General features: G+C 38.9%; 29 protein-coding genes. 3 read left to right on the top strand and 26 right to left on the bottom strand.

Annotated features, from left to right (window positions below; translation table 11 throughout):
* Positions 1 to 5 precede the first annotated feature (5 nt).
* From WAO84_RS08015 to ruvC, 13 genes are all read right to left on the bottom strand, one after another.
* Entirely contained in the window at positions 6 to 332 is a 327-nt protein-coding gene (locus tag WAO84_RS08015; RefSeq protein ID WP_340064977.1) for an Hpt domain-containing protein, read from the bottom strand.
* Positions 329 to 1,495: a sensor histidine kinase gene (locus WAO84_RS08010; protein WP_340064976.1), complete on the bottom strand. Its 1,167-nt coding sequence runs from the start codon at positions 1,493 to 1,495 to the stop codon at positions 329 to 331. The genes WAO84_RS08015 and WAO84_RS08010 overlap by 4 nt, the downstream gene beginning before the upstream one ends.
* Positions 1,496 to 1,497: 2 nt before the next feature.
* Positions 1,498 to 2,601 (bottom strand): FIST signal transduction protein, encoded by a 1,104-nt coding sequence (locus WAO84_RS08005; RefSeq protein ID WP_340064975.1) that lies wholly within the window; start codon positions 2,599 to 2,601, stop codon positions 1,498 to 1,500.
* Positions 2,602 to 2,604: 3 nt separating this feature from the next.
* Positions 2,605 to 4,716 (bottom strand): PAS domain S-box protein, encoded by a 2,112-nt coding sequence (locus WAO84_RS08000; RefSeq protein ID WP_340064974.1) that lies wholly within the window; start codon positions 4,714 to 4,716, stop codon positions 2,605 to 2,607.
* A complete protein-coding gene (locus WAO84_RS07995; RefSeq protein WP_340064973.1) occupies positions 4,709 to 5,251 on the bottom strand; it encodes a heme NO-binding domain-containing protein in 543 nt (180 codons plus the stop codon). Before WAO84_RS07995 ends, WAO84_RS08000 begins: the two co-directional genes overlap by 8 nt.
* A gap of 99 nt (positions 5,252 to 5,350) precedes the next feature.
* On the bottom strand, positions 5,351 to 5,761 hold the full coding sequence (locus WAO84_RS07990; RefSeq protein ID WP_340064972.1) for a response regulator: 411 nt from the start codon (positions 5,759 to 5,761) through the stop codon (positions 5,351 to 5,353).
* Positions 5,762 to 5,911: 150 nt separating this feature from the next.
* On the bottom strand, positions 5,912 to 7,162 hold the full coding sequence (locus WAO84_RS07985) for an NAD(P)/FAD-dependent oxidoreductase (RefSeq protein ID WP_340064971.1): 1,251 nt from the start codon (positions 7,160 to 7,162) through the stop codon (positions 5,912 to 5,914).
* A gap of 15 nt (positions 7,163 to 7,177) precedes the next feature.
* The gene (locus WAO84_RS07980; RefSeq protein ID WP_340064970.1) at positions 7,178 to 8,956 is read right to left on the bottom strand and encodes a MutS-related protein; all 1,779 of its coding nucleotides are present in this window, start codon (positions 8,954 to 8,956) and stop codon (positions 7,178 to 7,180) included.
* A complete protein-coding gene (locus WAO84_RS07975; RefSeq protein WP_340064969.1) occupies positions 8,956 to 9,348 on the bottom strand; it encodes an MmcQ/YjbR family DNA-binding protein in 393 nt (130 codons plus the stop codon). Before WAO84_RS07975 ends, WAO84_RS07980 begins: the two co-directional genes overlap by 1 nt.
* A 34-nt stretch (positions 9,349 to 9,382) precedes the next feature.
* Complete coding sequence (locus WAO84_RS07970; RefSeq protein WP_340065167.1) at positions 9,383 to 10,009, bottom strand: DUF4230 domain-containing protein; 627 nt, start codon at positions 10,007 to 10,009, stop codon at positions 9,383 to 9,385.
* Between the two features lie 11 nt (positions 10,010 to 10,020).
* Complete coding sequence (locus tag WAO84_RS07965) at positions 10,021 to 10,773, bottom strand: cyclase family protein (protein WP_340064968.1); 753 nt, start codon at positions 10,771 to 10,773, stop codon at positions 10,021 to 10,023.
* Entirely contained in the window at positions 10,770 to 11,903 is a 1,134-nt protein-coding gene (gene hemW / locus WAO84_RS07960) for a radical SAM family heme chaperone HemW (RefSeq protein WP_340064967.1), read from the bottom strand. Before hemW ends, WAO84_RS07965 begins: the two co-directional genes overlap by 4 nt.
* A 29-nt stretch (positions 11,904 to 11,932) precedes the next feature.
* Complete coding sequence (gene ruvC / locus WAO84_RS07955; RefSeq protein WP_340064966.1) at positions 11,933 to 12,490, bottom strand: crossover junction endodeoxyribonuclease RuvC; 558 nt, start codon at positions 12,488 to 12,490, stop codon at positions 11,933 to 11,935.
* A gap of 86 nt (positions 12,491 to 12,576) precedes the next feature.
* Here ruvC and WAO84_RS07950 point away from each other — a divergent pair, with 86 nt between their 5' ends.
* A complete protein-coding gene (locus tag WAO84_RS07950; protein WP_340064965.1) occupies positions 12,577 to 13,533 on the top strand; it encodes a hypothetical protein in 957 nt (318 codons plus the stop codon).
* Positions 13,530 to 14,663 carry a glycosyltransferase family 2 protein gene (locus WAO84_RS07945; RefSeq protein WP_340064964.1) on the top strand — a complete coding sequence of 378 codons (1,134 nt, stop codon included), beginning with the start codon at positions 13,530 to 13,532 and terminating at the stop codon, positions 14,661 to 14,663. The genes WAO84_RS07950 and WAO84_RS07945 overlap by 4 nt, the downstream gene beginning before the upstream one ends.
* 8 nt (positions 14,664 to 14,671) lie before the next feature.
* On the opposite strand, the gene WAO84_RS07940 is transcribed toward WAO84_RS07945, so the two are convergent.
* The 3 genes from WAO84_RS07940 to WAO84_RS07930 form a co-directional block, all read right to left on the bottom strand.
* Positions 14,672 to 15,130 (bottom strand): RES family NAD+ phosphorylase, encoded by a 459-nt coding sequence (locus WAO84_RS07940; RefSeq protein ID WP_340064963.1) that lies wholly within the window; start codon positions 15,128 to 15,130, stop codon positions 14,672 to 14,674.
* Positions 15,130 to 15,543: a type II RES/Xre toxin-antitoxin system antitoxin gene (gene parS / locus WAO84_RS07935; RefSeq protein ID WP_340064962.1), complete on the bottom strand. Its 414-nt coding sequence runs from the start codon at positions 15,541 to 15,543 to the stop codon at positions 15,130 to 15,132. The genes WAO84_RS07940 and parS overlap by 1 nt, the downstream gene beginning before the upstream one ends.
* Before the next feature lie 81 nt (positions 15,544 to 15,624).
* Complete coding sequence (locus tag WAO84_RS07930) at positions 15,625 to 16,137, bottom strand: hypothetical protein (protein ID WP_340064961.1); 513 nt, start codon at positions 16,135 to 16,137, stop codon at positions 15,625 to 15,627.
* Positions 16,138 to 16,286: 149 nt separating this feature from the next.
* Between WAO84_RS07930 and WAO84_RS07925 the strand changes: the two genes are divergently transcribed.
* Positions 16,287 to 16,793, top strand: coding sequence for a DUF456 domain-containing protein (locus tag WAO84_RS07925; RefSeq protein ID WP_340064959.1), 507 nt, complete (start codon positions 16,287 to 16,289; stop codon positions 16,791 to 16,793).
* Between the two features lie 52 nt (positions 16,794 to 16,845).
* Here WAO84_RS07925 and moeB read toward each other — a convergent pair whose 3' ends face one another.
* The 10 genes from moeB to WAO84_RS07875 all read right to left on the bottom strand — a co-directional run bounded on the left by moeB (position 16,846) and on the right by WAO84_RS07875 (position 26,097).
* Positions 16,846 to 18,021 (bottom strand): molybdopterin-synthase adenylyltransferase MoeB, encoded by a 1,176-nt coding sequence (gene moeB, locus WAO84_RS07920; protein WP_340064957.1) that lies wholly within the window; start codon positions 18,019 to 18,021, stop codon positions 16,846 to 16,848.
* Positions 18,022 to 18,024: 3 nt separating this feature from the next.
* Positions 18,025 to 19,164: a hypothetical protein gene (locus WAO84_RS07915; RefSeq protein WP_340064956.1), complete on the bottom strand. Its 1,140-nt coding sequence runs from the start codon at positions 19,162 to 19,164 to the stop codon at positions 18,025 to 18,027.
* A gap of 88 nt (positions 19,165 to 19,252) precedes the next feature.
* Entirely contained in the window at positions 19,253 to 20,494 is a 1,242-nt protein-coding gene (locus WAO84_RS07910) for an RNA polymerase sigma factor (protein WP_340064954.1), read from the bottom strand.
* A 139-nt stretch (positions 20,495 to 20,633) separates the two neighbouring features.
* Positions 20,634 to 22,031 (bottom strand): hypothetical protein, encoded by a 1,398-nt coding sequence (locus tag WAO84_RS07905; RefSeq protein WP_340064953.1) that lies wholly within the window; start codon positions 22,029 to 22,031, stop codon positions 20,634 to 20,636.
* Entirely contained in the window at positions 22,032 to 22,802 is a 771-nt protein-coding gene (locus tag WAO84_RS07900; RefSeq protein WP_340064951.1) for an outer membrane lipoprotein-sorting protein, read from the bottom strand. It lies immediately after the preceding gene.
* A 60-nt stretch (positions 22,803 to 22,862) separates the two neighbouring features.
* Positions 22,863 to 23,327 carry a hypothetical protein gene (locus tag WAO84_RS07895; protein ID WP_340064949.1) on the bottom strand — a complete coding sequence of 155 codons (465 nt, stop codon included), beginning with the start codon at positions 23,325 to 23,327 and terminating at the stop codon, positions 22,863 to 22,865.
* Positions 23,328 to 23,344: 17 nt separating this feature from the next.
* Positions 23,345 to 23,629, bottom strand: coding sequence for a MoaD/ThiS family protein (locus tag WAO84_RS07890; protein WP_340064948.1), 285 nt, complete (start codon positions 23,627 to 23,629; stop codon positions 23,345 to 23,347).
* A gap of 11 nt (positions 23,630 to 23,640) precedes the next feature.
* The gene (locus tag WAO84_RS07885; protein WP_340064947.1) at positions 23,641 to 24,891 is read right to left on the bottom strand and encodes an ABC transporter permease; all 1,251 of its coding nucleotides are present in this window, start codon (positions 24,889 to 24,891) and stop codon (positions 23,641 to 23,643) included.
* On the bottom strand, positions 24,888 to 25,628 hold the full coding sequence (locus WAO84_RS07880; protein ID WP_340064945.1) for an ABC transporter ATP-binding protein: 741 nt from the start codon (positions 25,626 to 25,628) through the stop codon (positions 24,888 to 24,890). The genes WAO84_RS07885 and WAO84_RS07880 overlap by 4 nt, the downstream gene beginning before the upstream one ends.
* 16 nt (positions 25,629 to 25,644) lie before the next feature.
* Complete coding sequence (locus WAO84_RS07875; RefSeq protein ID WP_340064944.1) at positions 25,645 to 26,097, bottom strand: acyl-CoA thioesterase; 453 nt, start codon at positions 26,095 to 26,097, stop codon at positions 25,645 to 25,647.
* Positions 26,098 to 26,114 lie beyond the last annotated feature (17 nt).

Raw genomic sequence — 26,114 nt, 5'->3', positions numbered from 1 at the left:
AGGTTTTATAGCCCTGAAATAAAACTATCCATAAGTTCCAGCAAGGCATCAAATTCTTTCAGTAAAATATCGTTGGGGGTGAGATTCTTAAGGCTTTCTTCTAACTCTGCAGCCAAAGAGTAGCCTTTTTCGAGGCCTAAAATACTAATTTTATGTTTAAGTTTATGTACAATCTGCGCCGTTTCTTGAAAATCACTCTTTCTCAGGTTGGTATAGTAAATATCTCTTTCTGCTGGGAATTCTTCTTTAAGAATCTTAATAAGCTCTCTTTCAAAATCAGGATCTCCCCCCGACAGGGAGTTTAGATAATCTAAATTGGGTTGTTCTTTCATACATTCTTCTTTAACGTAAATACTACTTCGGTACCTGAACCTGGTTCAGAGTTCAACCAGACAGCCCCTTCATAATAATCAACGATTTTTTTTACAATAGATAGGCCAATCCCGCTTGAAGTGCCTTTATTCTCCAACTTTTGGAAAATGCGAAATATTCTTTGATGGTATTTTTTGTCAATACCTTTTCCATTATCCTTTACACTGAACCTATGATACTCTCCCAGATCCTGATACGCTATACAAATGAATCCTCCATTAGGGTGAAGTGCCTGCAAAGCATTTTTTATGAGTTGTTTGAATAATTGCTCCATCAATAAATGACTGGCAACTATGGAAGGTACTGAATTTTCTATTTCTATCTTTACATTATCCGGTATTTTCAAAGCTGTGATCTCTCCTGTGAGTACATCATTGATGTTTACGGTACTTTTGCGATTGTTCCATTTATCGATAGTGGTGTATCGCAAAATTCCATGAATTAAGAGGTCCATTTTCTCAAGATTTTCTGATATAAGCTCAAGATTGTCTTGCGCCTCCTGAGGTAGTGCCTCTCCGTAATCTTCTCTGATCCAGTGAGCCAATGCATCAATATTTCTCAAAGGACTTTTAAGATCATGCGATACCAAATGAGCATAATTATTAAGTTCCTGATTTTGTTTTTCGAGATCCTCCAGTAACTGTTGCTGTTTACTATAAGTAGAACAGGCCTCAAGGGAAAGTGCAAACTTACTTATAATGGGTTCCAATTGATTAAGTTCACGTTCTGAAAATTGTTCTTTTTTTGCACTATGTAAAAATAACAGTCCCTGTGTCTTCATATTAAAAACGGCCAGACTCCCTTTTTTAAGTAGTGTAGGAGCTACCCCTGAAGGCACTTCGTTCACGGAAAATGATACGGGAAACCCTTTTTGATCAAGAGCTTCTATAAAGGCTATACTTTTTTCAGGAGATTCGGGAAAACCCTTAGAAACGGGCAGTGAATATGGAAATACGTTACCCTGCTCATTTGTTGAGCTAATCCAGCAAATATTCAGATTTTTTCTCGCTAAAAGCAATTTGAGAAAGTTATCGCAGTTTTCCTGATATTCCAACGTTTTCCCAATAGACATGGAAAACTCATACAATTGCAGGATATCTGCAATATGGCTACTTACATTCATAATTATTCAAACAATCCTACCACTATGGTCTTATTAAAAAAATCCAGATAGCCTTCTCCATAAGAGGATATTTCTCCTAAAGTAAGTGCCCCCCCAACCGAAATATCTGTGTTGTTTTTGCGTATAGTACTCACTACCTCTCCTAACTCATCCTCAAAACTGTCTTCGAGGAACAACACTCTGGAAATACAATCAATAATGTATGCTTTCTCAGGGTTTCCGGCACTTGAAAGGCTTTCCTCCGCTGCCATTTTTGCGGCTGCTATTAATGACTTTTCTTCTCCTTTTAAAATATCTAAAACTGTATTCTCAGGTACTTCTCCTACGCAAATGAGCTCTCCTTTTTCATTCGTAGCAATAGGGTCTCTTACTACATATTCTGCAGCTTCTTTTAGAATCCCGAAAGGATATGCCTTAGCAATGGAAAAAAAATTATCATCATTAAATGTATGATCACTATCTTGTTCTACAATTTCCCGATATACCGGGAATGCTGTATTCCAGTTTATCTGTTTTATAATATTTCTTTCGGTTCTGGTAGCAATTACAGGGCCTTTTATTTTTTTCCATCCGTGTTTCACACCAATACTGGCACGGGTTTCCAGTATGGCTAATACGGCCGCATCCTGAAAAATTCCCTCTTCATTAAAAACACAGGGGGCCTGACTTAGAGAAAGACTTCCGGCACCTCCTCCAAAATAGGAAGTATTGCTCCCGAACTGCTTGTACAGTTCAGATAAGTAATGTGAGATATGAGAAGTGAGCCCGTCCACAAAGGTCATAACGCAATATGAGGTATTTTCTTTAAGCACAATACGAGGTATGGGAAACTCCTTTTTGTGAATTTCTTTCACAATATAAGATGTACCGGTAACCACATTATTAAGAGTATTGAGCACTATACCTTTGTCATAGATAGATGAATCGTGAATTACTTTAGGAAATATGGCGCCCATAAAGCGAATGTTTTGCGTATTGAGAGCCTCTATAAGTGAATGAACCGAAACAGGTGTATGCTCGGCAATAGATAAAAGAGCCATTCCATCACCTACATGATCACTTATCTGGCACACTATCTCTTCTATAATATCAGAGCCTATATACATAAATCATCCGTTTTTAATGGTTTTCTTAATTGAAAAATAAAATGTGGTTCCCCGGTTCTCTTCACTTTCGAGCCACACACTGCCTTCGTAAAGCTCTACGATCTTTTTGACTATGGACAGCCCTATTCCGGTTGATCGTTCATTTTTCCCAAGAGACTGAAAGACTTTGAATATCTTTTCATGGTACTCTTTTGGTATCCCCATACCATTATCGGTAATACTAAATACCCAATGCGTTTTATCCTGTTCACTCGCCACTTCTACCAACCCTTTTTCCTTGTCAATATACATAACTGCATTGCTTATAATGTTCTGGAACAGTTGCTGCATACGAATTGCGTCTGCATCAATAACCGGCATTTCCCCTTTAATAATTATTTCTACGTGATCTGGTATATATATGGTAGAAATTATATTCTCAACAACTTCTTTAATAGCCACTTTCTCTCTTAAAAGGGTATCTTTATGAATGCTGGAGTATTTAAGTATCCCGTCTATCAAATGATCCATTTTTTCTATTTTCTGTTGAATCATTTCCAGATTATTCACTCCGTTCTCATCAAGAATATTTACATAATCTTCATAGAGCCAGGAAGCGAGGGCGCTTATACTTCGCAACGGAGACTTAAGGTCATGCGATACGATATGGGCAAATTCTTTAAGCTGCTGGTTATTAGCTTCCAATTGCTCCATTAACTCAGCTCGTTGCTGCTCTGCTTTGCGCCTCAACTCCAGATTAAGAACGTGGCGCAATTTGGCAGCGGCCAATCCTGCAATGCTAGTTAACGTTTGTAAATGCGACTCGGTAAAATAATTTTTGGAAGAATGCTCGGAGTCTATAATACCTATCACCTTACCTTCTGACACAATGGGGACTGTAATTTCAGAATAATTGGATATACCATCGGGTATATACCTTTTGTCTCTGGTCGTATCTGAAATGATCTCCGGTTTGCCGGAAAGTGCTACACTACCTACTATACCTTCGCCCGGTTTGATTTTCATTTGTGGCGCATAACCCGGTTCTTTGGGGTTTTTAGCCCCATACGCCTTAGGCACCAAATACTCTCTTTTTTCATCAAATGTGTAGATAAGGCAATCTTCAAAACCAAAAAGGTTCATGGTATTTTTTGCAATGATCCAGGTAATTTCATTAATGTCGGTCTTTCCTAAAATAGAGGACATTAACTTATTAAGCACCTTAAGCGTAGAGGATTCTTTTATTTCCAGGGTAATATCTTCAATCATACCTACCTGGTATTTTTCATTCCCTTCCTTATCTTTAACAGGATTGATAATAACTTTTGCAATAAGGAGAGACCCGTCTTTTTTCTTGTAAGCCTTTACCTCAGAATGTGCGGGTGTGTTTGGGTCTGATTCCTCAAGTGTAGTTGTATAGGCTTGTAGTTCTGGTTGCTCTTCTGCCAGAAAATCACTTATACGCTTATGATTGAGTTCCTTTTCTTTGTACCCCAAAAGTTCCTGAAAAGCATGATTTGACTTAATAATATAGCCGTCGATCGTGAGAAATATACCTAAGGGAGAATTGTCTATAATAATATCCAGTTCACGCTTTTGTTGTTCAAATATCTCTTTGTTAATAGTTTCCTGGGTAATATCTCTTACAATGCCCTGAGCTGCTATAGGTTTTCCCTCTTTATTGCAGATAATACTGGAGTTTACATGTACTAGTTTGGGTTGTCGTGTTTTAGTAAAAATCCGGGCCCGGTAATCGGTAAAAGAGCCTTCAGCATATAACTTAATGAACGCTTTTTGCGTATATTCCAGGTCATCTTTGTGTACCAGTTCTAGCAAATTGAAACTCTCTTTAGCTACATCATACTCCAACAGTTCTATTGCTGCATCGTTCATTTTCAGTACATTCCCAAAAATATCCATTACCACATAGGCATCTACGATGTTTTCAAATACACCTTCAAGCTCTGATGTTTTTTCACTCAAAAGCCCTTCTAGTCGTTCATTAGCAACCAGAAGCTTTTCATTGAGCTCATACAGTTCAAGAGATTTATCTTCCAGGATCTTTTCTGCTGCTTTTCTGGAAGATTTTTCCCTGACAAGGGCTCTTTTATAAATATCTTCGATGTTTTTATCCATAAGCGGTAACTTCAAACCTTACTTCTTTCCCGCTAGGTTCCAGTAACTCCATTTGTATGGCTACTTCTTCATTATAATGTTCAAAGGTCTTTTCCATAAGAGCACGGGCAAAGTGATACAGGGCACGTTGAGAACGATAAATAAGAATGAGGTGTGACGGCCCCTGTTCTACTACCTCAAATGTAGGTAGTTCGGCTCCGGGGTATATTTTTTTTACATGAACGTGAATATGGCTTTCAATAGAAGAAAGAAGTTCCAGAGCCGTTTTGTATTGTTCAAAGAGTTTGGGGTGGTCTTCGGTTAGTGTACCGAAAAAGTAACGGCCAAAATGATATACCAGATCATTTATTTCCATACCGGTCTTTTCGCTCAGTACTTTTATCATAGTGAACATTTCACCAGAATCATACGTACCGATATCTGTATAGATAGCTTTTGATGGCAGATTGGAAGTCTCTATTATATGATCCAGAGTTTCAAGTCCGAACTCTTCCTCTATCATTTCCAGAAACCTTGTAAAAACAACTCCCTTCATAAAAATAAGTATTATGGTTAATTTTCAGCACTTAATAAACGAGCAAAAGTTTCCTGAAGAGAGTGCGTATGGGGCAGGCAGTATTTAATGCAAATAAAACTAAGAAGCCTTGATCAATTCATTGGCATTCCAGTATTCAAGGGTTTTCCCAATTTTTTCCACGTACTCTTCATACTTTAGAGGTTTTAATATATATCCGGCAATTCCTGTTTGGTAACACTCCATGACATCATGACGATTATTGGAGGTGGACAGGATAATGCTTGGTATGTATTTGAGTACCTCATCTTCTTTAAGAATCTTTAAAAACTCTATGCCATTCATCTTTGGCATGTTTAAATCTAATAAAATTATGTCAGGTATTACCCTTTTTTCTTTGAGAATTTTTAACGCTTCTTCTCCGTTTTCAGCCTCAACGATCTTGTGGTTTACATTTAATTTCTTGATAGTTCTGTGAAGTTTCATCACTTCTATCGCATCATCTTCAATAAATAAAACAGTAAGTGCCATTATACATACTTTTAAGCTGTGTTATACAAAAATCGTTCATTACAGTTGAAATCTAAGTCTTACTTCGATTAAATATAACACAACTGTAGATGAAATGTATTTTTCAACAGACGAATGGTTTTCCACACGCTTGTAATTTTTTTTGGCTATTTAGAACCTTCTCATGGGATTAAAAGCAGCTATATCCATAGATGTTTTTCTGTTGAATACTATTTCACTTACCAGTTTTCCGGTTGCCGGCCCCAGGCTCCATCCCATCATGGCATGCCCGGCAGCTATGGTAAGATTATCTGCTATTTTGGTTTTTCCTATATATGGGAGGCCATCTGGTGTTACCGGTCGCAATCCGCATTTTGCATTTTCGATATCTGATACAGGTATGGTAAGATCTTTATAGTAGTTACCGGCTGCCTTTGCTATGGCCAAAACTCTTTCTTTACGAATGAAATGGTTATATCCGGAAAATTCCATAGTCCCCGCAAAACGGGTAAATCCTCTCATGGGGGTTACAGCTACTTTACTTTCCATAAGTACTGCCGGATACCTTATGTTTGCAGAAGTATTGGTATTTACACTATAACCTTTGCCCGGTTGTAGCAACAGGTTCATATTTAATTTTCTTGCCAAACGGGCAGTCCAGGAACCTGCGGCCAGCACCACTTCATCTGCCTTGTAAGCACCCTTATTGGTTTGTATTTCTTTCACTTTTTTTTGCCGGATAAAAATATCGTTCACCTGCTCGTTTTTTTTGAAAACCACTCCTTTGTTTTCAAGACAGGTTACCATATTTTTCATAAATTCATTGGGTGTGGTATGGGCATCACATTTATAGTGTACTGCTCCCAGTACTTTATCACTTACTTGAGGTTCTATTTTGTGTAGTTGTTCCCACGAAAGGATTTCTGTTTCCAGACCTATTTCCAGGGCTTTAGCGGCTACTTTGTATTCGCTGTCTCCCGATTTTTCTGTTGTAAAAAGCATTAGCAAACCGTTTTTCTCCCATTGAAAATCTCCCAACTCGCCGGAAATTTTCATTTCTTCCCAAAGGTCCTTACTCAACAGGTTAATATTTTTTATTACGGGAATAGCGGCCTGCACATTGGCGGGCGTACAACTCTTATAAAATGCCCATGCCCACCTAAAAAAATCGGTATCCCATCTAGGCCTCATGTAAAAAGGACTGTCTGACCGCAACATCCACTTAAGTGCTTTGGAAGGCATACCCGGGGCTGCCAACGGAATGATATGACTGGGCGTAATGTAGCCTGCATTAACAAAAGATGCACTGCTATTACTATCTGAGTCGTCAATTATAGTGACAGCACATCCGTTTCTGGCAAGATAATAGGCGGTGCAGAGTCCAACAATGCCTCCTCCAATTACTAGGGTATCTTTTTTCATTTATTAACGAAGGTTTTATACGATCTCCATCTTTTTTAACAAAAATGAAGCATTCATATTTTTACATATCCCTTTCTTTAAGCGGTAATCAAAAAAAAGTTCTCCATCAACAATTTCAGCATCAAAGTAGTAATTTTTAATTTGGGGTAGTTTGTCTTCCAGCACACAAAGACTCAGGTCATGTGTAGCAACTATTCCGGTAGCGCCTAAGGACACGAGTTTTTCAATAAACTTTCGGGAGCCTATGGCTTTATCGGTACTGTTGGTGCCTTTGAGTATTTCATCTAAAATCACAAAGCAAGGTCCTTTTTGTACTGCTTCTACTACTTGTTTAAGTCTCTTAAGTTCGGAAAAGAAATACGACTCATTATCAGAGAGGGAATCGCTGGTGCGCATGCTGGTAATAAGCTGAACGGGGCGGTAAAGCGAACTTGATGCACAAACAGGGAGTCCGGAGTTGGCCATTACAATATGTAAAGCTACGGTACGTAAAAAGGTACTTTTTCCCGCCATATTGGCTCCTGTAATAATATGGAATCCCTGGTTTTCAATATATATGGTATTGCTCACGCTCATGGCCGGGTCCAGTAAAGGATGCGAGCACGCTTCGGCATGTATGATCGTTTTCCCTTCTTTTATAATTTCAGGATAAACGTACCCGGGGTGATTAAAAGCAAAATTTCCCAAAGAGTTCCACGCATCAAAAACAGCAATGGTTTCAAACCAATGAGTAAGATCCTTTTGATAATGGCTAATCCAGTACTCAATACGATGGGTATAGTACAGATCCCAGAGGAAAAATCCATTGGCAAGTACGCCAAAAATCATATTGTTCCGCTGATCAAAAGAATCCAGTAACTTTGAAAACTTTCTGAGTATCGCAGAGGCATTTTCATCTTTCCCCGTAATAAATGCTGCTTTTTCCTTTAGTTCATCAGATTGAAAACGGAAGGTTTCCACCAGATTTACCAGTTTGGCATATTGATCAAATACTCCGCGTATTTTTGATACATTTTCTGAAAGCAGGTTACTTTTCTTTAAGTGAAAACCACTAATACCCAGTCCTGCCAAAAACCAAAAGAATACCGAGTTTCCCGGAAGGTATCCCAAAAAATAAAACAATAGCATCAACAAGGAGACTACTGTAAAGACCAAAGCTATTTTATGGTAATATTTCCTGGTAAAAGGCTTGTAACGATTGATCCATTCAATTACTTCTTCCGAGGTAGTTTCAACATTTATAAGAGAAGCTACCGCCTGGTATTCCTGTCGCCATTCTGGCAACTGTGCTAATTCTTTTACAGATTCCTGCTTTTCGGTAATCTGTTCGGTAGCATTTTCTGTAAGCAACTCTGCCAGTTTTTTACTCCCGGCAGGTAATTCTGTACGGTTAAGGTACTGGAAGAAGGACCCTTTACCAAAAAGGTCTATATCTTTACTGTAAAAATGAAGATCATGCGTAAAATGTGCACCGGTAGGCTGGTGCTCATATCTGCCATCGAGAATTTGTAATTCATTTTCATTAATGGCAATTAACTTCTTCGTTTTTTTGTGGTGATACCTGAGATCATTATATCTGGATACTAACCACAGGAAAATGGAAATACCGGGAACCAATGTGAGTACTAAAGATAAAAACCCATTATAAAAATAATACCCAGCAAAAGCAGTAACAACAAAAACTATTAACCTTGAAAAACTGTAACGCGACAGTCGGGAAGCGATCTTCTTTTCTGTTTCACGAAGGGCTTCTATACGGGAACTGTAATATGAAAATGGTGTTTTAGTATGCATTAGGTAGTGGTGCCGTTTTTAAATGATGCGTTATGAAGTTTTTCTTGTGTTTTTTTAGGAAGGCTTTTTATTACCTGTTCATATGAATGGTCAATTAATATTTGAAGCATCTTAGTATCAATCTCATCATTTTCCAGTGATACTGTATTCCAGTGTTTTTTGTTCATATGGTATCCTCCTTTTATGCTTTCATATTGTTCTCTCAATTCAAGAGCATACTGAGGATCACATTTAAGGTTTATGGCTTTTTGTCCGGCCTCCCAGGCATCCAGACCTACAATGGCAAATATCTTACCCATTACTTTAAATACCAGGGTTACCTCATCAAAGGGAAACGCTTCTGTAGTCTCCTTTTTTTCAAGACAATAATTTCGTAAGGTTTCTATATCCATTTTTAGTTAACTCTATATGGGTTTGTTTGGACAATTATCCGGTTTCGGGCAACTTTACTGTAGCTTTACCGGTTGTGAGGGCTTTATAATCCAGTTTCCAACCTATGGTCTCTACAATTTTCTCTATAAGCAAAACGGCTTCTAAAGCTTCTTTACCCGCTGTTTCCATGAGCCCGCTATTGGGTATTTTTTCAAGAATATGATTTTTGGCCTCCTGATGTAAAGCGGTAAGATCTTCTGAATCAAAACGGTTAAGCAATCCGTTCTTAAGGTCATAATAGCGAAGATCGGGTTCTACTGAAAGTACTTCCGGTCGTGGAAAATTGGTAAGTACCACTAACCTTTGTGAAGTATTGGCATGCATCTTTATTTTTCGCATATCAAATCCAATATGTGCTTTGGCATTGATCACGATCAGGGCCTTTTTCTTACTGCTCAACAGTTTGAAAAGATGAGATCGGGTATTTTCGTAATGAAAAATCTCTGCAAACTCACCTTCAACGGTTATAAGTTTACATACACTTTGTATTTTTTCCAGGAGTATTACTGATTGTTTTTCGGTAAGTTCCTGTTTTTGACGCTTTCTAAAAAAGGAATATCCCCAATTGGCAAAAAGCAACCCTAATAAAAGTCCGAAAAAAATAAGCAGCAAATCCTCCATCTTCAAATATACTAATTGCTTTGTATTGAATATAGCACCGGTTTACTGGGGGTAGCATCATTTTCAAACGGGGCTATTTGCAGATTGAGAAGATACGATCCGTCAGGTATATGGTTGTCCACATAAATCAACTCGGTAATAGTGGCCTTTTCCCGAATACTTCCTTCAATATGCCAGAAAGCTTTGTGGGCGAGCAGACGCCCTTCGTCTTTCTCTTTATCTACAGAAGGCAGGTCTATGAGAAGGTGCTCTACACCTATTTCCCGTATAAAATGGGCTGCATCTTCCTTTAGATACGGAGGATTGGTTTGCGAATAATTTTTACGGTATTTCTCTGTATCGTTAGGAAGAGTCCTGATTATAAGTGCTTCCGGAGTGTTAGAGCCTAATGCATTTTGAAGTTGTTTCCTGCTAATAACAAAATCGTTTCGGTCTTTTTCCGGAGCAACGGTAATTAATTCTGCCAAAAAGAAAAATTGTTTTAGTTGGGTATTAACCGAGTATATTTTTTCTGTTATATGCCCTACACACTCGGTATGGGTACCATGTGCATGCGGATTAAAAAAAATGTTATTAAAATTTACACTGGCACCTTTGGCAACACTCCCTGTAAAATCTCCTTCGGTTACCGGAGAAATATCAGGTGGAGACTGGGACCAGGCCATTACATTGGCATTCCCATGCCGTAAGGGTAACGATATATCCAGTGGCTGCGCCAGATTCACCTGATACTTTTGTTTATTACATTCAAAAATTGCTTTCATTTTCCCAAGTTAAGTAAAAAGAGGTCACTGGAAATACCATCACTTAAAAATTTCCCTTTGGGAGTGGTTTTTAATACTCCTTGCTCCACCACCAGTAGAGCTGCGTCTAGATGTTGTTGTGCCTGCTTCATCAGGTATTCTTTATAAACCACGCCAAATCTTTGGGTTACTTCGTGCAGAGAAACTCCCCACATGGTTCTTAGTCTGGTCATGATATATTCATTATATCTGTCGGTTACTGAAAGCTTTTCTGTTTCCCGGGGCAAAGTGCCTGCCTGGATATTTTTAATATATATGGCATTATTAGCAATGTTCCAGCTTCGCATTTCACCATTAAAACTATGAGCAGAGGGGCCTATACCTATGTATTTTTTACCTTGCCAATAGGCTGTATTGTTCCTGCTGAAATAATCTTTTTTTCCAAAATTAGAAAGCTCATAATGAACAAAGCCTTCTTCTTCCAGCAGCTTACACAGGAGTGTAAAATGTATATGCGCTTCTTCATCATTTACAGGATCTATTACTTTCTTATCTATAAAGTGTTTGAGGGCCGTATTTGGCTCAACGGTAAGTGCATAGGCAGAAATATGAGGGATTTGCATATGAAGTGCTTTACGTATATTCATTACCCATCGCTCTTCACTCATACCGGGAATGCCATAAATAAGATCAATAGAGATATTTTTAAATAAAGGAATGGCTTTTTCTAGGCATTTTACTGCCTCGGTTGCGTTATGCGCGCGATTCATGAGCTTTAGATCCTCATCAAAGAAAGACTGTATTCCAATACTAAGACGGTTTATTTTACTTTTATAAAGGTTTTCCAATGCCTTCTCAGAAAGATCATCAGGGTTGGCTTCCAGTGTAATTTCAGGTTTTTCACATACTTCATAATTTTCATGTACTGCATCCAGTAATGCATTGATCTCTGTATGAGAAAGTATGCTTGGGGTGCCTCCGCCAAAATAAACGGTTTGTATTTTTTCACCCACTTCATTTTTCCTCATCACCAGTTCCCGCTTTAAGGCTTCCAGCATTTCATCCTTTTTCTTTAAGGAGGTAGAGAAATGAAAATCACAATAATGACAGGCCTGTTTACAAAAAGGAATATGTATATAAATACCACTCATAAACTGATTACAAAATGATCTTTTTGTTTTTATTTCTTGATTCTCTTTTCATTTTGTTTTACAAAAGCGGCCCACCCCGAATAGCTTTTCCCGGAATGTGATGTCGTACCACTGTTGTAGAAATGGCATACGGCTGCAGCCAGACCATCAGTAGAGTCCAGATTTTTAGGCATTTCTTTTATAGAAAGCAGGTTTTGCAACATGCCGGCCACCTGTTCTTTACTGGCATTTCCATTTCCGGTAATGGCCATTTTTATTTTTTTAGGAGAATATTCTGTTATAGGGATCTCACGGGAAAGGCCTGCCGCCATAGCTACGCCCTGTGCCCGCCCCAGTTTTAACATAGATTGTACATTTTTCCCGTAAAACGGGGCCTCAATGGCAATCTCATCAGGATGATGGGTATCAATAAGTTGTACGGTACGTTCAAAAATAAGCTTTAACTTAAGATAATGATCTTCATATTTATGTAACTGTAGTTCATTGAGTTGAAGGAATTCCATTTTCTTTCCTAAAACTTTTATGAGCCCAAAACCCATTACGGTGGTTCCGGGGTCTATACCTAAAATAATCTGTTCTGTTTTCAATACCTCATCTTTTAGGAAATATCAGAAGTCAGGGTCTTTTTCCTGTTTACTTACGGTATTCAGGATTTTTGCAGTAATTTGCGGTTATGCTTCCGATATCTTACAAAGCTAAACAATTCCTGAGCCTGCTCATAAAACTTTTTATAGTTATTGGTGCTGGGGTCTCTATTTATTTCAATTTAAACACTAGGGATTTACATGCTCTGTGGGGTTCAAATTCACTTCTGGCATATCGTTTCTTTTCTTTTTCTACCCTTTGTGTCCTGGGTGTTTTTACTCTTGTAAACTGGGCGCTTGAGTGCCATAAATGGCAAATACTGGCTTCGGTGATAACTCCTGTATCTTTTACCGAGGCCGTTAGACAAAGCCTTATCGCATTTACGGCTTCGCTGTTAACTCCCAACCGCATAGGTGAATTTGGTATAAAACCGCTTTTCTTTACCAAAGATGCTTTTAAAAAAGGCGTTTTACTTACCATAATACATCACTTTTCACAATTTACCGCTACCCTTCTATTTGGTTTTTTAGGTTTTTTGTGGCTCAAACCAATGGTCATACTTCTCTTTCCCAGCCTAAACATTCCCGGTTTGTTTGAAGTGGTCCTGCCTGTAATACTCATACTTATATGGTTGCTCCCTGTAAATAAACTAATACGATTAAAACAGGAAGAAGTTACTAAAGTTCGTGTGCCTTACTATAAGAGTATGGCTCTTTCCGGAATACGATATCTTATTTTCACGCATCAATTTCTGTTCCTCATATCACTTACTCATACTGCCTTTAATTATTTAGAGCTTATAGCTGTGATCTCAGGCTTTTATTTACTGATATCTGCACTTCCGGTTATTGCATTTATGGATGTCGTTATAAAAGGCGGGGTAGCTGTTTGGTGGTTTGGCTTTTTTGGAGTGAACAAAACCGATATCCTTTTAATTATAACTGTCATGTGGGTATTTAACTTTGTATTCCCGGCGATTGCCGGAAGCCTGCTGTTGCGCAAATATGAACTGCGACCATTAACTGTTATATCCCGAAAAGTATGACTATATCGGCCATTCTGATAGTTGTATGTTATGCTTTGCTACTACTGTGGTTTGTTTTTGGTTTTTACAAATTAAAAGCATTTACACTACCCAAAAATGATGTGTCTTTACCTACTACTTTTAGTGTAATCATCCCATTTAGAAATGAAGCTAAAAATTTGCCGGCCTTACTGGAATCTCTTTCACTGGTACAATATCCAAATACGCACTGGGAGGTAATTTTTGTAAATGATCATTCTGAAGACGAATCTTCGGAAATAATTACCAATTACCTAAAAAACCACCCCGAGATGGAATGGCAGATACTTCATTTAGATACTGTACAGGGTTCTGCTAAAAAAGCGGCTATTGAAAAAGCTATATCTCATACAAAACATAACTGGGTGATAACCACGGATGCTGATTGTACGGTACCGGAAAAATGGTTGCTCTGTTTTCATGGGTTTATTAGAGAATCACCATGCCGTATGGTAGCGGCTCCGGTATCTTATCACCCTTCCAGGACATTTCTCAATCGTTTTCAGCTACTTGATTTTTTAAGTCTTATGGGAGCTACCATGGGAGGATTTGGCGCCGGTACTCCCTTTATGTGTAATGGGGCCAATCTGGCATATGAAAAAAACACATTTCTTGCGGTTAACGGTTTTTCGGGAAATAAGCATATTGCCGGCGGAGACGATATTTTCCTGTTGGAAAAAATAAACAGAAAGTATGCGGGTTCAATAAAGTTCCTTAAAGCAAAAGAAGCGCTGGTACTGACCAAACCGGAAAGCTCTTTACGCAACCTGTTAGCACAACGGGTACGATGGGCCGCAAAGGCAGCATCTTATAAAAGCTTTATCGCTGTTTTTACAGGTATCCTGGTTTTTTTAATGAATATGCTCCTGCTAACTCTCTTTTCGTTATTTGTGTACGGAACAATTTCATACCATATGTTTCTGTATGTGTTTGTTATAAAATTTAACATAGACTTTCTACTTCTGTATCCAACTGCTCTTTTTTTAAAGCAGGAAAACACCCTTACTTCTTATTTTCAATCCAGCCTTATCTATCCTGTTTTCTGCAGTCTGGTGGCATTACGGTCATTTTGGGGATCTTACTATTGGAAGGGAAGGAAATACAAAAGGTAGAACAGTGGTTATTTGATAAGCCGGTTATCAAACGTTAAACGTTCTTTTTTTACCACTTTAATTCTTTGGGCATCCGAATGTAACGGATTGATAACGTAATTGTATTCAGACTTTACAATGGCAGAAGGGATCTTCATTACCGGCCCTTTTAGTTCCTTGCAAAATCGGGTAAACACCTCTTGCGTTTTGCTGTTATAGGGAAAACTGTTCCAATGGGGCGGTAGTTTTTTTTCTTCAAATATTTTTAGATCTTCAGGAATATCAATGTGTACCAGAATACGATCTGAAGGGAGATCTTCGGAAATATCCAGATGCATCACTACTTCGAGATAGGCAAGAGATATGTTTTGAGAAGTATATACGGCACGAGTGCCCGGCTTGTTCCATCTCCCCCCTACTTTTTCGGCCCCAAGGCCCAATAAAAGTTCGCGACTTCTCTTAATGCGATCAATGCGATAAACAATCATCAGGCAAAAATTCCATAGTCAATGCGCGTTATCTCATTCAAAACAAGCTGAACTCCATAACTGGTATCAAGAAGTGAAAAGGGAATATCGCCACCTACTGCCATATTAGGCTTATTGAGCCATCTGGTAAACTTTTTTTCATCTCCAAAAACTTCAAAACCTTTAGCATACACCTCAGCTATTTCAAAAAGGCGTTCACTTACTTCTTTATCGTAATTACTTTTTTTTGCGAGTGTTGAGTAGGAAGCAGGAACAATCTCAGAGATTTTGGTAATAGGTAAGGCCACTCGTAGGCTAAATTTTTTAAGATCTGAACGGGTAACACCATTACGGGCCGCGTGAATGATCTTTAATTTGGTTTGCGGTGAATTGGTATTGCTATCTACAAAATCGGTAAGAGTGAATGCCTCCATTTTTACTTTGGTAAAATTACACAATGTTATATGCAAATTTACTAATTCATATTATATTAACCTATAAAGAAGTGTTATTTTTTACTCCACATCAATCACTACAGGCAAACGGAATCTGGTCGCTACGGTTACCATTTGTGTATCATTATCAGAAGTTGTTTTTTTTACGGCCGGATATATTTTAGGAAGTTCCCGAAGCACTTCTTTTAAAATGCGTTCCAGTTCTGGTATGCTCTGTTTTATATATTCATCCTGTTCTAAGGTAAGTATATTCACTTTACCCTCATGATCTATTCTTAGTTCCAGAAATACTGTATCGTTAATTTCTCTCTCAACAGGTAGTCTTTTTTTATTAAGTGCATTTATAACGTGGTTTGAAAAAGTGATCTCAAAACAGTTTTGTTGTTCCTGTTTATCAGCCATCTCATCACAATTCTCAAAAAAGGGAAAACGATCTACTTCGTTCCAGTTAATGGTATCGATTCTCCTGTTCGCGATCTCCTCGGCTGTTTGGGTGGTATTTTTAGAGATGAGGTCACAACTACTCATACAAAGCAGAATACCATACATTCCAAAAACAACCATTTTTCTCATAGACATTTTATAATTTGTGAAAATTACGATTTTTTAGGCAACCGTTCCTGCTACCTTAAAAAAACCCTCTGTCTATTTGTAATAATAAAGAGTATTCCTTAAAGGAAATAACAAACTTTTGCTAATTTCGTTTTTAAGAAGAAACAGATATGGATATTTTTTTACTTGTATTGGGTTTTTTATTGATGTGTCTGGGGCTTTTAGGAAGCTTTTTGCCCATATTACCCGGGCCTCCTGTAAGCTGGTTGGGGTTACTAATGATACATCTTACCAGTGTTGTACCCATGAACTGGTGGTTTTTAGGAATAACTCTTTTTGTTGCGATCGCTATCTTTATATTAGATTACATCATACCTGCTATGGGTACTAAAAAGTTTGGTGGCAGCAAGGCAGGAATGATAGGCACTACCATAGGCCTTATTGTAGGTATTCTGGCTCCTATTCCCTTCGGAATTATTATAGGCCCTTTTGTAGGGGCCCTCATTGGGGAGTTTTATAACAAAGCTGATAGTGCTGTTGCCATCAAAGCTGCTTTTGGGTCTTTTTTAGGGTTTTTGGCTTCAACGTTCATGAAGTTTATAGTAGCTTCTATTTATTTCGGTTTATTTTTTCTAAAGATCTGGGAGTATCGTGAGGTATTGTTCATGAAATCTTAAACATAAAAAAAGCTCCTTTTCAGGAGCTTTTAGACAGTGGTATTGGCTATAGCTATGGTGCTTCACAGGTTTCGGTATAAGAAGCGTAGTCCGGGTAACCGGAAGGGTCTTTACAGCCGCAATAGGCACAATCCTCCCGATGATTCACTTCAAAAACATCAAAATCCCAGTTAATTGCATTATATACTAATAATTTCCCTACCAGTAATTCGCCAAAACCGGCAAGTATTTTAATCGCTTCGGTTGCACACATAAGTCCTACCATACCAGGTAATACTCCCAGAACTCCTGCTTCTGCACAGGAAGGAGCGAGTTCAGAAGGAGGAGGTGTGGGATACACACACCGGTAGCAGGGTGCTTTTCCTTTTTCTTTTGCCGGCCAGAAGGTGGATACCTGACCTTCAAACCGAAATACAGAACCGTGAACATTGGGAATACCCATTTTTACACAGGCATCGTTAATAAGGTACCGGGTAGTAAAATTATCGGTGCCATCCAGCACTACATCGTATCCGCTTAAGACAGTTTCTACGTTATCAGCAGTAAGGCGCTCATCATACGTAATGATCTCAATACCTGAATTAAGGCTTTGCAGCCGTTCTTTGGCAGAAGCCACCTTGCTGCTCCCTACACTTTTTTCGGTATGAAGTATCTGGCGCTGAAGGTTGGTAGCATCTACCACATCGTTATCGATAATGCCAATGGTGCCAACTCCTGCAGCAGCCAGGTACCAGGCTACCGGCGAGCCTATACCCCCGGCTCCTACTATTAAGGCTTTACTTTCCAGGAGTTTTAACTGGCCGCTCTCACCCACTTCGGGTATTAATAAATGTCTTTTGTAACGTTCCTGATCTTCCGGGGTAAGTGTTTTGGGAGTTTCAAAGGGTAGTGTTTTGTTTTTCCACTCGTTAAAACCTCCTTTTACTGAATATACATTCTCATATCCCATTTCTTTAAGACTGAAAGCTGCAATTAAAGACCTGCGCCCCGAAGCACATATAAGGTACAGCTCACTTTCACTGTCTGTAATAAATTGTCCTAACTGCATTTCTAAAGTGCCTTTGGGTATCCTCACAGCATCTATAGGGCTGCCGGAACTAACTTCGTCTTTTTCACGTATGTCAATAAGGTACTTTCCTTTTTTCTGCTTTTCAAAAGCTTCTGAAACGGATACTTCCTCTACCGTTTCGCGTAACCTGTTCAGGTAATCATTAACTTCTACTAACATAATTTAATTGTTTAATCCGGTTGGTTTATGACATGAATAACATTGATATGCTCTCTTAAAGGCTTTAGAATCTATAAAACCTTTAAGTTCCGGTCTTTCTCCGGCGGAATATCCGGGCCTGATGGCTTCTTTAAACTGTTTTATCTCTTCAAGCTTTTCTTTTCGCAACTCAAACGTGTAAATATCATCCCAGGTATTAAGGATATCTGAACGTTCGGTTTCTATAAATGTACTGGCATTGGTGAGTATCTCTATGTAATCATTTAATTCGTCTATATCTTCTTCGGTAAAGATTTCTTTTTCCTGAAGGAGCCAGTCTATTTTCTTAAGGTTAAGGTCAAAACGATATAGAGGACCTAATATTTCAGGGTATAACCCACCCAGATCTGCCAATGCTCCCGGCACCAAACGTGCATTGACATTAAAAAGCACCGAGTTCATTTTAGGGTTCTTAAAGGTATTGAGGCTATCGGCATAATTGGTAAATGTTACCATCGCCATAAGAACGTTCCAGTCTGGAAGAAGGTCATAGTTCACCATACGAGTGCTTACATAATTAATAACCTCATCCTGAACTTGGGGGTCATTGGTCAGCCCTTTGTTTTTTAATCTCTCTTCTACCTGGCGAACTGAAAGATAAAATCCATAAGTCTTATCATTGAATCCGTTTATATTCACGGCTGTCCAGGCTACTCTGGACGCTTCTTTCATCATGGCTTCCAGTTCTTTTTGTTCAAAATCTGCATCAGATGATGACAGCCCTGAGTAATATCCCTTTGAAGGCCTGCCCATTATATTCTCAAAGGTCAGATTTCGGTCATTGTAATTTCCCCCCAGTGCCAGTAGATAAAAGGAATAGTACATTCCGGTAAGGCGCATATATTCCAGATCGCTTTCACTGGTAAACCTCCCTTTATCGTATTGTGCCTCTAACTCTGTATATGTTTTGGCAAGATTTTCCCGAAAACGAGGGATATTGGCCACCACTGTTTCCGAAAGGAAATTGAGGTTCTCAAAATAATCAGGTCTGATATCGCTTAAAAAAAACAGATCCTGATCTTCCTGATCATCGGCAGTTTCGCAACTTGAAAACCACGACAGAAGCAGCACTCCTGCCATAAAAGCAATAACAAATTTTTTCATCGTTAAAAAAATTTTGAGGTGTGTAAATAAAGTAATTTTATAAAGCGGCCTGATTACAAGATGAACGCCACTGGCAGATGCCGTGTTTTCACTCTTTTATTATCAAAAGTTCCATACGGTTCTCAATAAACTCTTTTTCGGCTTCGTTCTTGGCAAGTTTGGAAGCTTTTTTAAAATGATGGCTTGCTTTCTTATCGTCCAGGTCAACATACAGATTCCCTAATAACATATGAAACCAGTAATTCCCTGAGAGTTTCAATTTTTCTGCTTCTTTAACCGCTGCCTTTTTCCCGTTCACTTTAGAAAGTGCGTAGGTACGGTTTAATGCGGCCATAGGAGAATATTCTACCTGTAAGAGTTGGTTGTATAACATGAGCACCTGTTCCCATTTCTCTTCAACTTCTGTGGTTTGGGTATGCCAGTAAGCAATCGCTGCTTCCAGATGATATTTGGTGATTTTCCCACCTCGTGCTGCTTCATTAAGATAAAATTCGCCTCTTGAAATAAGCTCTGTGTTCCACAGTATCTTATCCTGATCATCATACAATACCATTTCCCCATTTTCATTAGTTCTGGCCTCAAATCGGGAAGCGTGAAAACACATTAAAGATAATAGCGCATTGGTTTCCGGTTGGTTCGTATATTTATTTTCTACAAGTAAAAACACAAGTCGCATGGCTTCACAGCAAAGATCCTTACGTAAGCCTCTGTGCTTTGTGGCTGAATAATACCCCTCATTAAATAAAAGATAAAGGGTAGCCAAAACATTTTCCAGTCTGTTATCAATTTCTTTTGTATTCGGAAAAGCCATTTTAACTCCTAATTCACGAAGTTTTGACTTCCCTCTAAAAAGTCTTTTATTTATGGTCTCTTTATTGGTGAGAAAAGCACTGGCAATTTCATCTATGCTAAAACCACACAAAATACGCAGTGAAAGACCAATCTGAGCTTCTTTGGAGATACCGGGATGGCAAATGGCAAACATCATTTGAAGCTGACTGTCGGCAATGTTTTCTTCAGAAAGGTTAATATCTATTTCATAATTACTACCTGCCTGTTGTTGTTGTAACTCTACAGCTACTTTGTCACTAAATATTTTATCTCTTTTAAAATAATCTTTGGTTTTATTACGGGCTACTGCATATAACCACGCCGCCGGATTATCAGGTATATTGTTTGCTTCCCACTTTTCGGCAGCCAGTAAAAAGGTATCACTAACTATATCTTCTGCAAGTTCTATTTGCGCGATCCCAAAAGTTTTACACAAAACTGAGGTGATCTTTCTGAACTCTGTACGAAACAAATGCTGGATTAACTCTTCTCTACACATGTATTCACATTGACATTCTGAACTTACAAATAAAAATATTTTTTCTTAATAATAAAATATGTAAATAACTACATAATAATTATTTAATAACTGGAGAACAAACAGTTTATTAATTTTTGGTATGCGTACCAACCCTCATTTACAATGTGAGCAGAAATCCAAACATGAACTGGTGATCAAGAAAACGATTAAAATCGGTATCGCGTCCGCCAAAGTTTTTGAGCAGTATTGAATGAATTTCAAGATTTTGGGTTACATTCCATTCAATAAGCGATGATATCTGGCTACTGTTGTCATCAAATGAATAAAAATATCTTACGTTAAAATTAAGCTGATCGAATAGGTCATTCTGCCCAATTTGTGAAAAAACATAATGACGTCTTAAGTAGGGCATTCCGGTATTGATGCCTCTTCCCAGATTACGGTCTGACAGTAGGCGGGTGGCATCGAAGTTGTAATTTACTGATGAGGCTATCATGTCCTGAAATGTCTCAAACTCTTCATCGCTGTACCCTTTTCCGTTAAAGAAATATTCCAGTTGTAAGGTAGGGCCAAAACTGAATGTATAGGATGCTCCTACAAGTGTGGTTAAGAACAATTGTTCATTGGCCTCTCCGTTAATCATGTCGTAAGCAATAAGCCCGGTTTCATGACCTCTTACGGGATAAAAACGATTGGGTTTGTACTCAACAGAACCATCAATCCATGCCACTACTGCTTCATTGATGTTTTTTTGACCATAAAACCCTAAATGAGTACGTTGATTCTCATCAACGGAAAGAATAGCCCCTAGGTTTTCTGCAGAACCGTAATACTCGGCTAAAAAAGCAAATCGTTTTTTAAACTCAAAAAATGGCTCTTCAAATATTGGGGTGTCTGCCTCGTGTATATTAGCCAGTAACGAAAATGACCATGATCCTTTTGAATAGTTAAACTCTACAAAATCCATGGGGCGTATTTCGAACTTGGGATTGAACCTTCCGGGATCAATAAAAAAGGGATTACTGGGATTGATAAATACTGAAGAGCCTATAACTTTAAGATAGCGCCCTGCTGCGAGGTAAAACTGTTTATCAAAATTCCAGCGCGCTTTAAGCTCCTGAAAGAAAAACTCGGAAGCCACATTACCGGAATTTAAAAAACTGCCGCGATCTCCATCAATATCTAAGTTAAGGCGGGGTTTTATCCAAATGCTTAATTGCTTGCTCAGATACTTGAGGTCCGGCCGAATGTACACTCCTCCATCATAACGATTGAGCCTCGCTATGCGGTTTTCCGGATTGAGAGTACCCAACTCATTGGCAAACTCTGTCTGTCGTGCAAAAGTAAGTACATCCAGTGCCCAGTTTATATTGTTAAGTACTTCTCTAACCGGTTTCTTTCTCTGCAGGGTATCCTGTTTCTTTACCTCTGTTAGTATCCCTGGTGGTGTACTTCCATCAGTTATTTTAACAGTTGTATCCGGTTCCTGGAAACCCCATAAGCTCTCCATACCTACAAGACACAGGAACCCGATTAAAAATATATTGGTTTTCATCTAGTCTAGGAGCCTGTCCTTTTGGAATTTTGAATTATTAAAACGACCAAACTTTGCGGGAGACACATTGAGGTAAGTTTTATCTTCTTTATTGATACGGTCTGAAATGACTACTTTGGAAAGATAACTGTATTCTTTTTGGTCATATATTACCTTATTTTCATATTCAAATGTAGCTTCTTTTATAAGTTTGTCAGACTTCCCGTAATAACGGGCATGAATTCCATAATTCTCTGCTTTAGTTATACGATACAACACTTTTGGATAGCTTACCAGGTTGTTTTTTGCTTCCAGCGTGAGCAACCAGCAGGGAACACCCTTATACTCTTCCTCTTCATACGAGACTATTTCATAATCTTTGAAGTAGTTGGCAGTAGCTACATCTGCATTGGAAGCTGAGCCCGTTAATCGCTGCCGGCTGGATATGGGTACCGGGTTACGCAATCCTTTGCGTATAAACCACATGTTATTGTCTCTTACTAATAATTTTTGCCCTACGTACTTTCTTGGTTCTAAAAAAGTTATAAGAACAAACTGCTGGCTGGTAGTAGAAGCTGCCTCTACCAGAAGTCCGATCTCATTTTTAACTTCTCCTTTTTCTATGTTTTCAACAGTAAGGCTCCAGGTTACGCCGGGTACCTGGCCGCCTCTGTAAAAATCTGCTTTTTTAAGTACTTCTTCAATCTCATTGTATGAAGACTGGTTCCAGGAAATAAAGAGGCCTGAAAATACCACGCTTATAAGTAATATTAAAAAGACATTTCTTTTCATGAGAATATTTTTTTAGTGTTTTTAAATGGTTAGGTTGTTTTTAACACAGAACGGTTTTTTTCAGTTGATCAGATAATAGTTCCTGAGCCATAACCCGGCCAGTGAGGCAACAATACCAAGGGAAAAAGTACCTATGGCCCGGTACATATAATACCTGTAATGCCTATAGGCTTCTTCGTGGGTAGCCAGCTGAAGCTTGGGCCAGGTGGACAGGGTACCATACAATGTAAAAGCGGTCATCAGGAACAAACATGTAATTTTGATAATCACCATAACCAGTTCAAACGTCCCCGAAGGCGGATCTACCAGTACAAGCCCAATACCGGAAACCCATAAAATGATAATTCCGGAATACACACTATAGAAAACCCGGTTCCCCTGGCCTACAATAAACTTAAAAGGAAAACGGCCTTTTGGGACACTTGCACGTGCCGAGGGCCAGTCGATAAAGGTACCCATAAACACGGCCCCTACCCAAATAATACCGGCAATCACATGCATATTTAGCAATACTATTTTTAGCATATCTTTTGCTTTGCGGTTTATCCTCCTGCCCTGGAGAGCAATAAAGAGATCCGGTCTCCTTCATTAACAGGCGTATGCAACCCCTGTAGCGATTCCACATTTTTTTTACCTATAAAGAGATTAAGGTAGGGGCGTACCCGCCCTTCTTCATCAAACAAACGATCTTTGATGTTGCCGTAAGTGGTTTCCAGTTCATCTATAAGATCTGAGAGTGACTCTCCTTTAAAGGTAACTTCATCTATGTGGTTAATGTATCGTGAAAATTGCGTTGGGAACTTTAAAGAAACCTGTGTTGTTTTCATATCGTATTTTTTTAATTGATTTTTGATAAAGAGACTACTACTTTTTGTCTCGCGATTTTATTAGATACTATAAATGAGGAAATAAGGGCTGCTACTGAGAAAAGTACCAGTACCAGTATAATGTTTAAAGGTTTAAACATTAGTGTGATGGGCACTGGGGCAGAACCTACCGGGGGTATGAATGAAACGTTAAGTGCTTCCAGTAATGCAGCTATTCCAAACAATACCGGTAAAGCAAGCGCACAGCCTAACAGAGCCATTAGCAAACCTTCCATACAAAATAAAAAGATCACTTTTACCCTTTGCATACCTATAGCTCTCATAGTACCTATTTCCCGGGTACGTTCTGAAACTGCCATTTGCATAGTATTGAGCAAGGTGAGTAGCACTACCACAGTTATAATTGCGGTAAGCACCCGGAAAATAATACCAAACATTTTGGTTACACGCCCGTAAAACAGCGATCGTTCTTTCCAGCTTTGTACTTCGACCTTATACCCGGCATTACCCAACTTTTCCAGTAGTGAAGCCCTGGCTTTTTCTATGTCATCCGGTGAATTGAGCACTACCACAATTCTCTCTGCACCCCGGGTGTCATACAATTCCTGAGCGAGCTTAAAATGAGAGAGTACAAATTTGTCATTGGTGGCGGGATTGCCCGTATTGTAAACATCTACTATATCTGTATCGGCAGCATTGGCCATACCATCTTTAGTTGTAGTAAGAAGTGTAAAGTAATCTCCTTTTTCAAGGCCCAGATTGGATGAAAGTTCAGAACCTATAGCCACTTCTGTATGAATGGCATTTCCTGTACTTATAGAGATGGCTCCGGTAGTTCGTTTTCTGCCATCTACAGTTACTGCCATAAGTTTTTTATCGTCTTCTGGAATAACTGCTTCTGTAATGAAGATGGTGGATGCCCTCCCGTTACTCGCTACTCCAAAAAGGCTCAGTCTCGGGGTAGCAAATGTTACCTGCGGATCTGCTTCAAGAAGGGTGAGGATCTCTTGTAGTTCTTCTTCTTCCCAGAGATATTTTTCGGGTTCTATTTTATGATTTTTAAAATACCCTTCTTTAGCGAAAGTAAGATGCCCCAGTTTCTCAACAATAATAGCCTGAGCCTTCAATCTTGAAAAAATATTGGTAACTACTCCTCCCAGAACACCCAGAGCCGTAAAGCCCAGGCATATGGTAAGGATAGTAACCAGTGATCGGTTTCTATGCCTTCGTATATTTCGCAGTGCCAGTTTTAAATAATTCATTGGTTCTTGTTTGATTCGTTTACAATATGCCCGTCTTCCAGATTAATCACATAGTTTACCCGCTTAATTACTCTGGGGTCATGCGTTGAAAAAACAAAAGTGGTTCTTTTGGTTTCATTGAGTTTCTGCATAAGGTCAATGATTTCCATTCCGGTTTTAGTATCGAGAGCAGAAGTAGGCTCGTCGGCTACTACAATTTCAGGACTGGTTACCAGCGCCCGGGCAATAGCCACCCTTTGTTGTTGTCCGCCGCTTAAATTGGCCGGGCGATGCCTGAGGTGGCCTCCCAAACCTACCTCATTTAATATCGCCCGGGCCTCATTTAAGCTGTTCTTGTATGAAGTATCTTGTTGTACCTGCAACGCAAAAGCTACATTCTCTTCTGCACTTAATACCGGTATCAGATTGTAGTTCTGAAATACTATACCAATTTTCCGGTTTCGAAAAGCAGTTATAGCCTTATCTGTAAAACTGCCTACATTAACATCATTATACCGTACACTTCCGGAGGTAGGGGTATCTATTAAAGACACCAGATTAAGGAGGGTGCTTTTACCGCTTCCGGAAGGGCCGGCTATAGCCAGGAATTCCCCATGCTCTATGGATAGGTTTATACCTTTTAAAGCTTTGATGGACTGATTACCCAGCCGGTATGTTTTTTCCACTTTTCTGAACTCGAGAAGCGCAGGGTTTTTTACAGATGACGATGATTGCTCTTTAATTTCTGTTAGGTTCATTTTTAATATTCTTTGGTTATACCATGGCTTTATAGGTTTCAAGTGCTTCTATCATAGAATCGGGGAAATGCACGGGAACCATCTTTCCGTCAACTTCACGCATGGCGGCTGTAGCCTGATGCCCCTTACATACCAGGGTAAGCTTACCTTCCTCTTCACGATAGTATTCAAAATTCATAAGTAAACGACTTTCACTCTGGGCTTCAAGAGACATTCGCATGACTACGGTATCAAATGCAAAAAGCTGAGAAACATATTGCAGGCTCAGGTCCAGTGTAATAAGTCCTAAGCCGTTATGTATCTCTTTTACCACATCCCGGCAGTATTCGTAGATAAACATTTCTCTGCATTTACCCTGCCACAGGGCATAATTGGCAAAATAAATGTTTCCTACCAGGTTGGTTTCTTCAAATGTGGCTATAAACCTATATTCATAAAAGGCCCCTTCCGGCGTCTTGATCAGCGGCATATTTTTATGTGTTTAAT

It is taken from the genome of Ascidiimonas aurantiaca, from assembly GCF_037646345.1.
GTDB lineage: Bacteria > Bacteroidota > Bacteroidia > Flavobacteriales > Flavobacteriaceae > Ascidiimonas > Ascidiimonas aurantiaca.
Note: the sequence above shows the minus strand (reverse complement) of the source record. Positions and strands in the feature narration are given on the sequence as shown.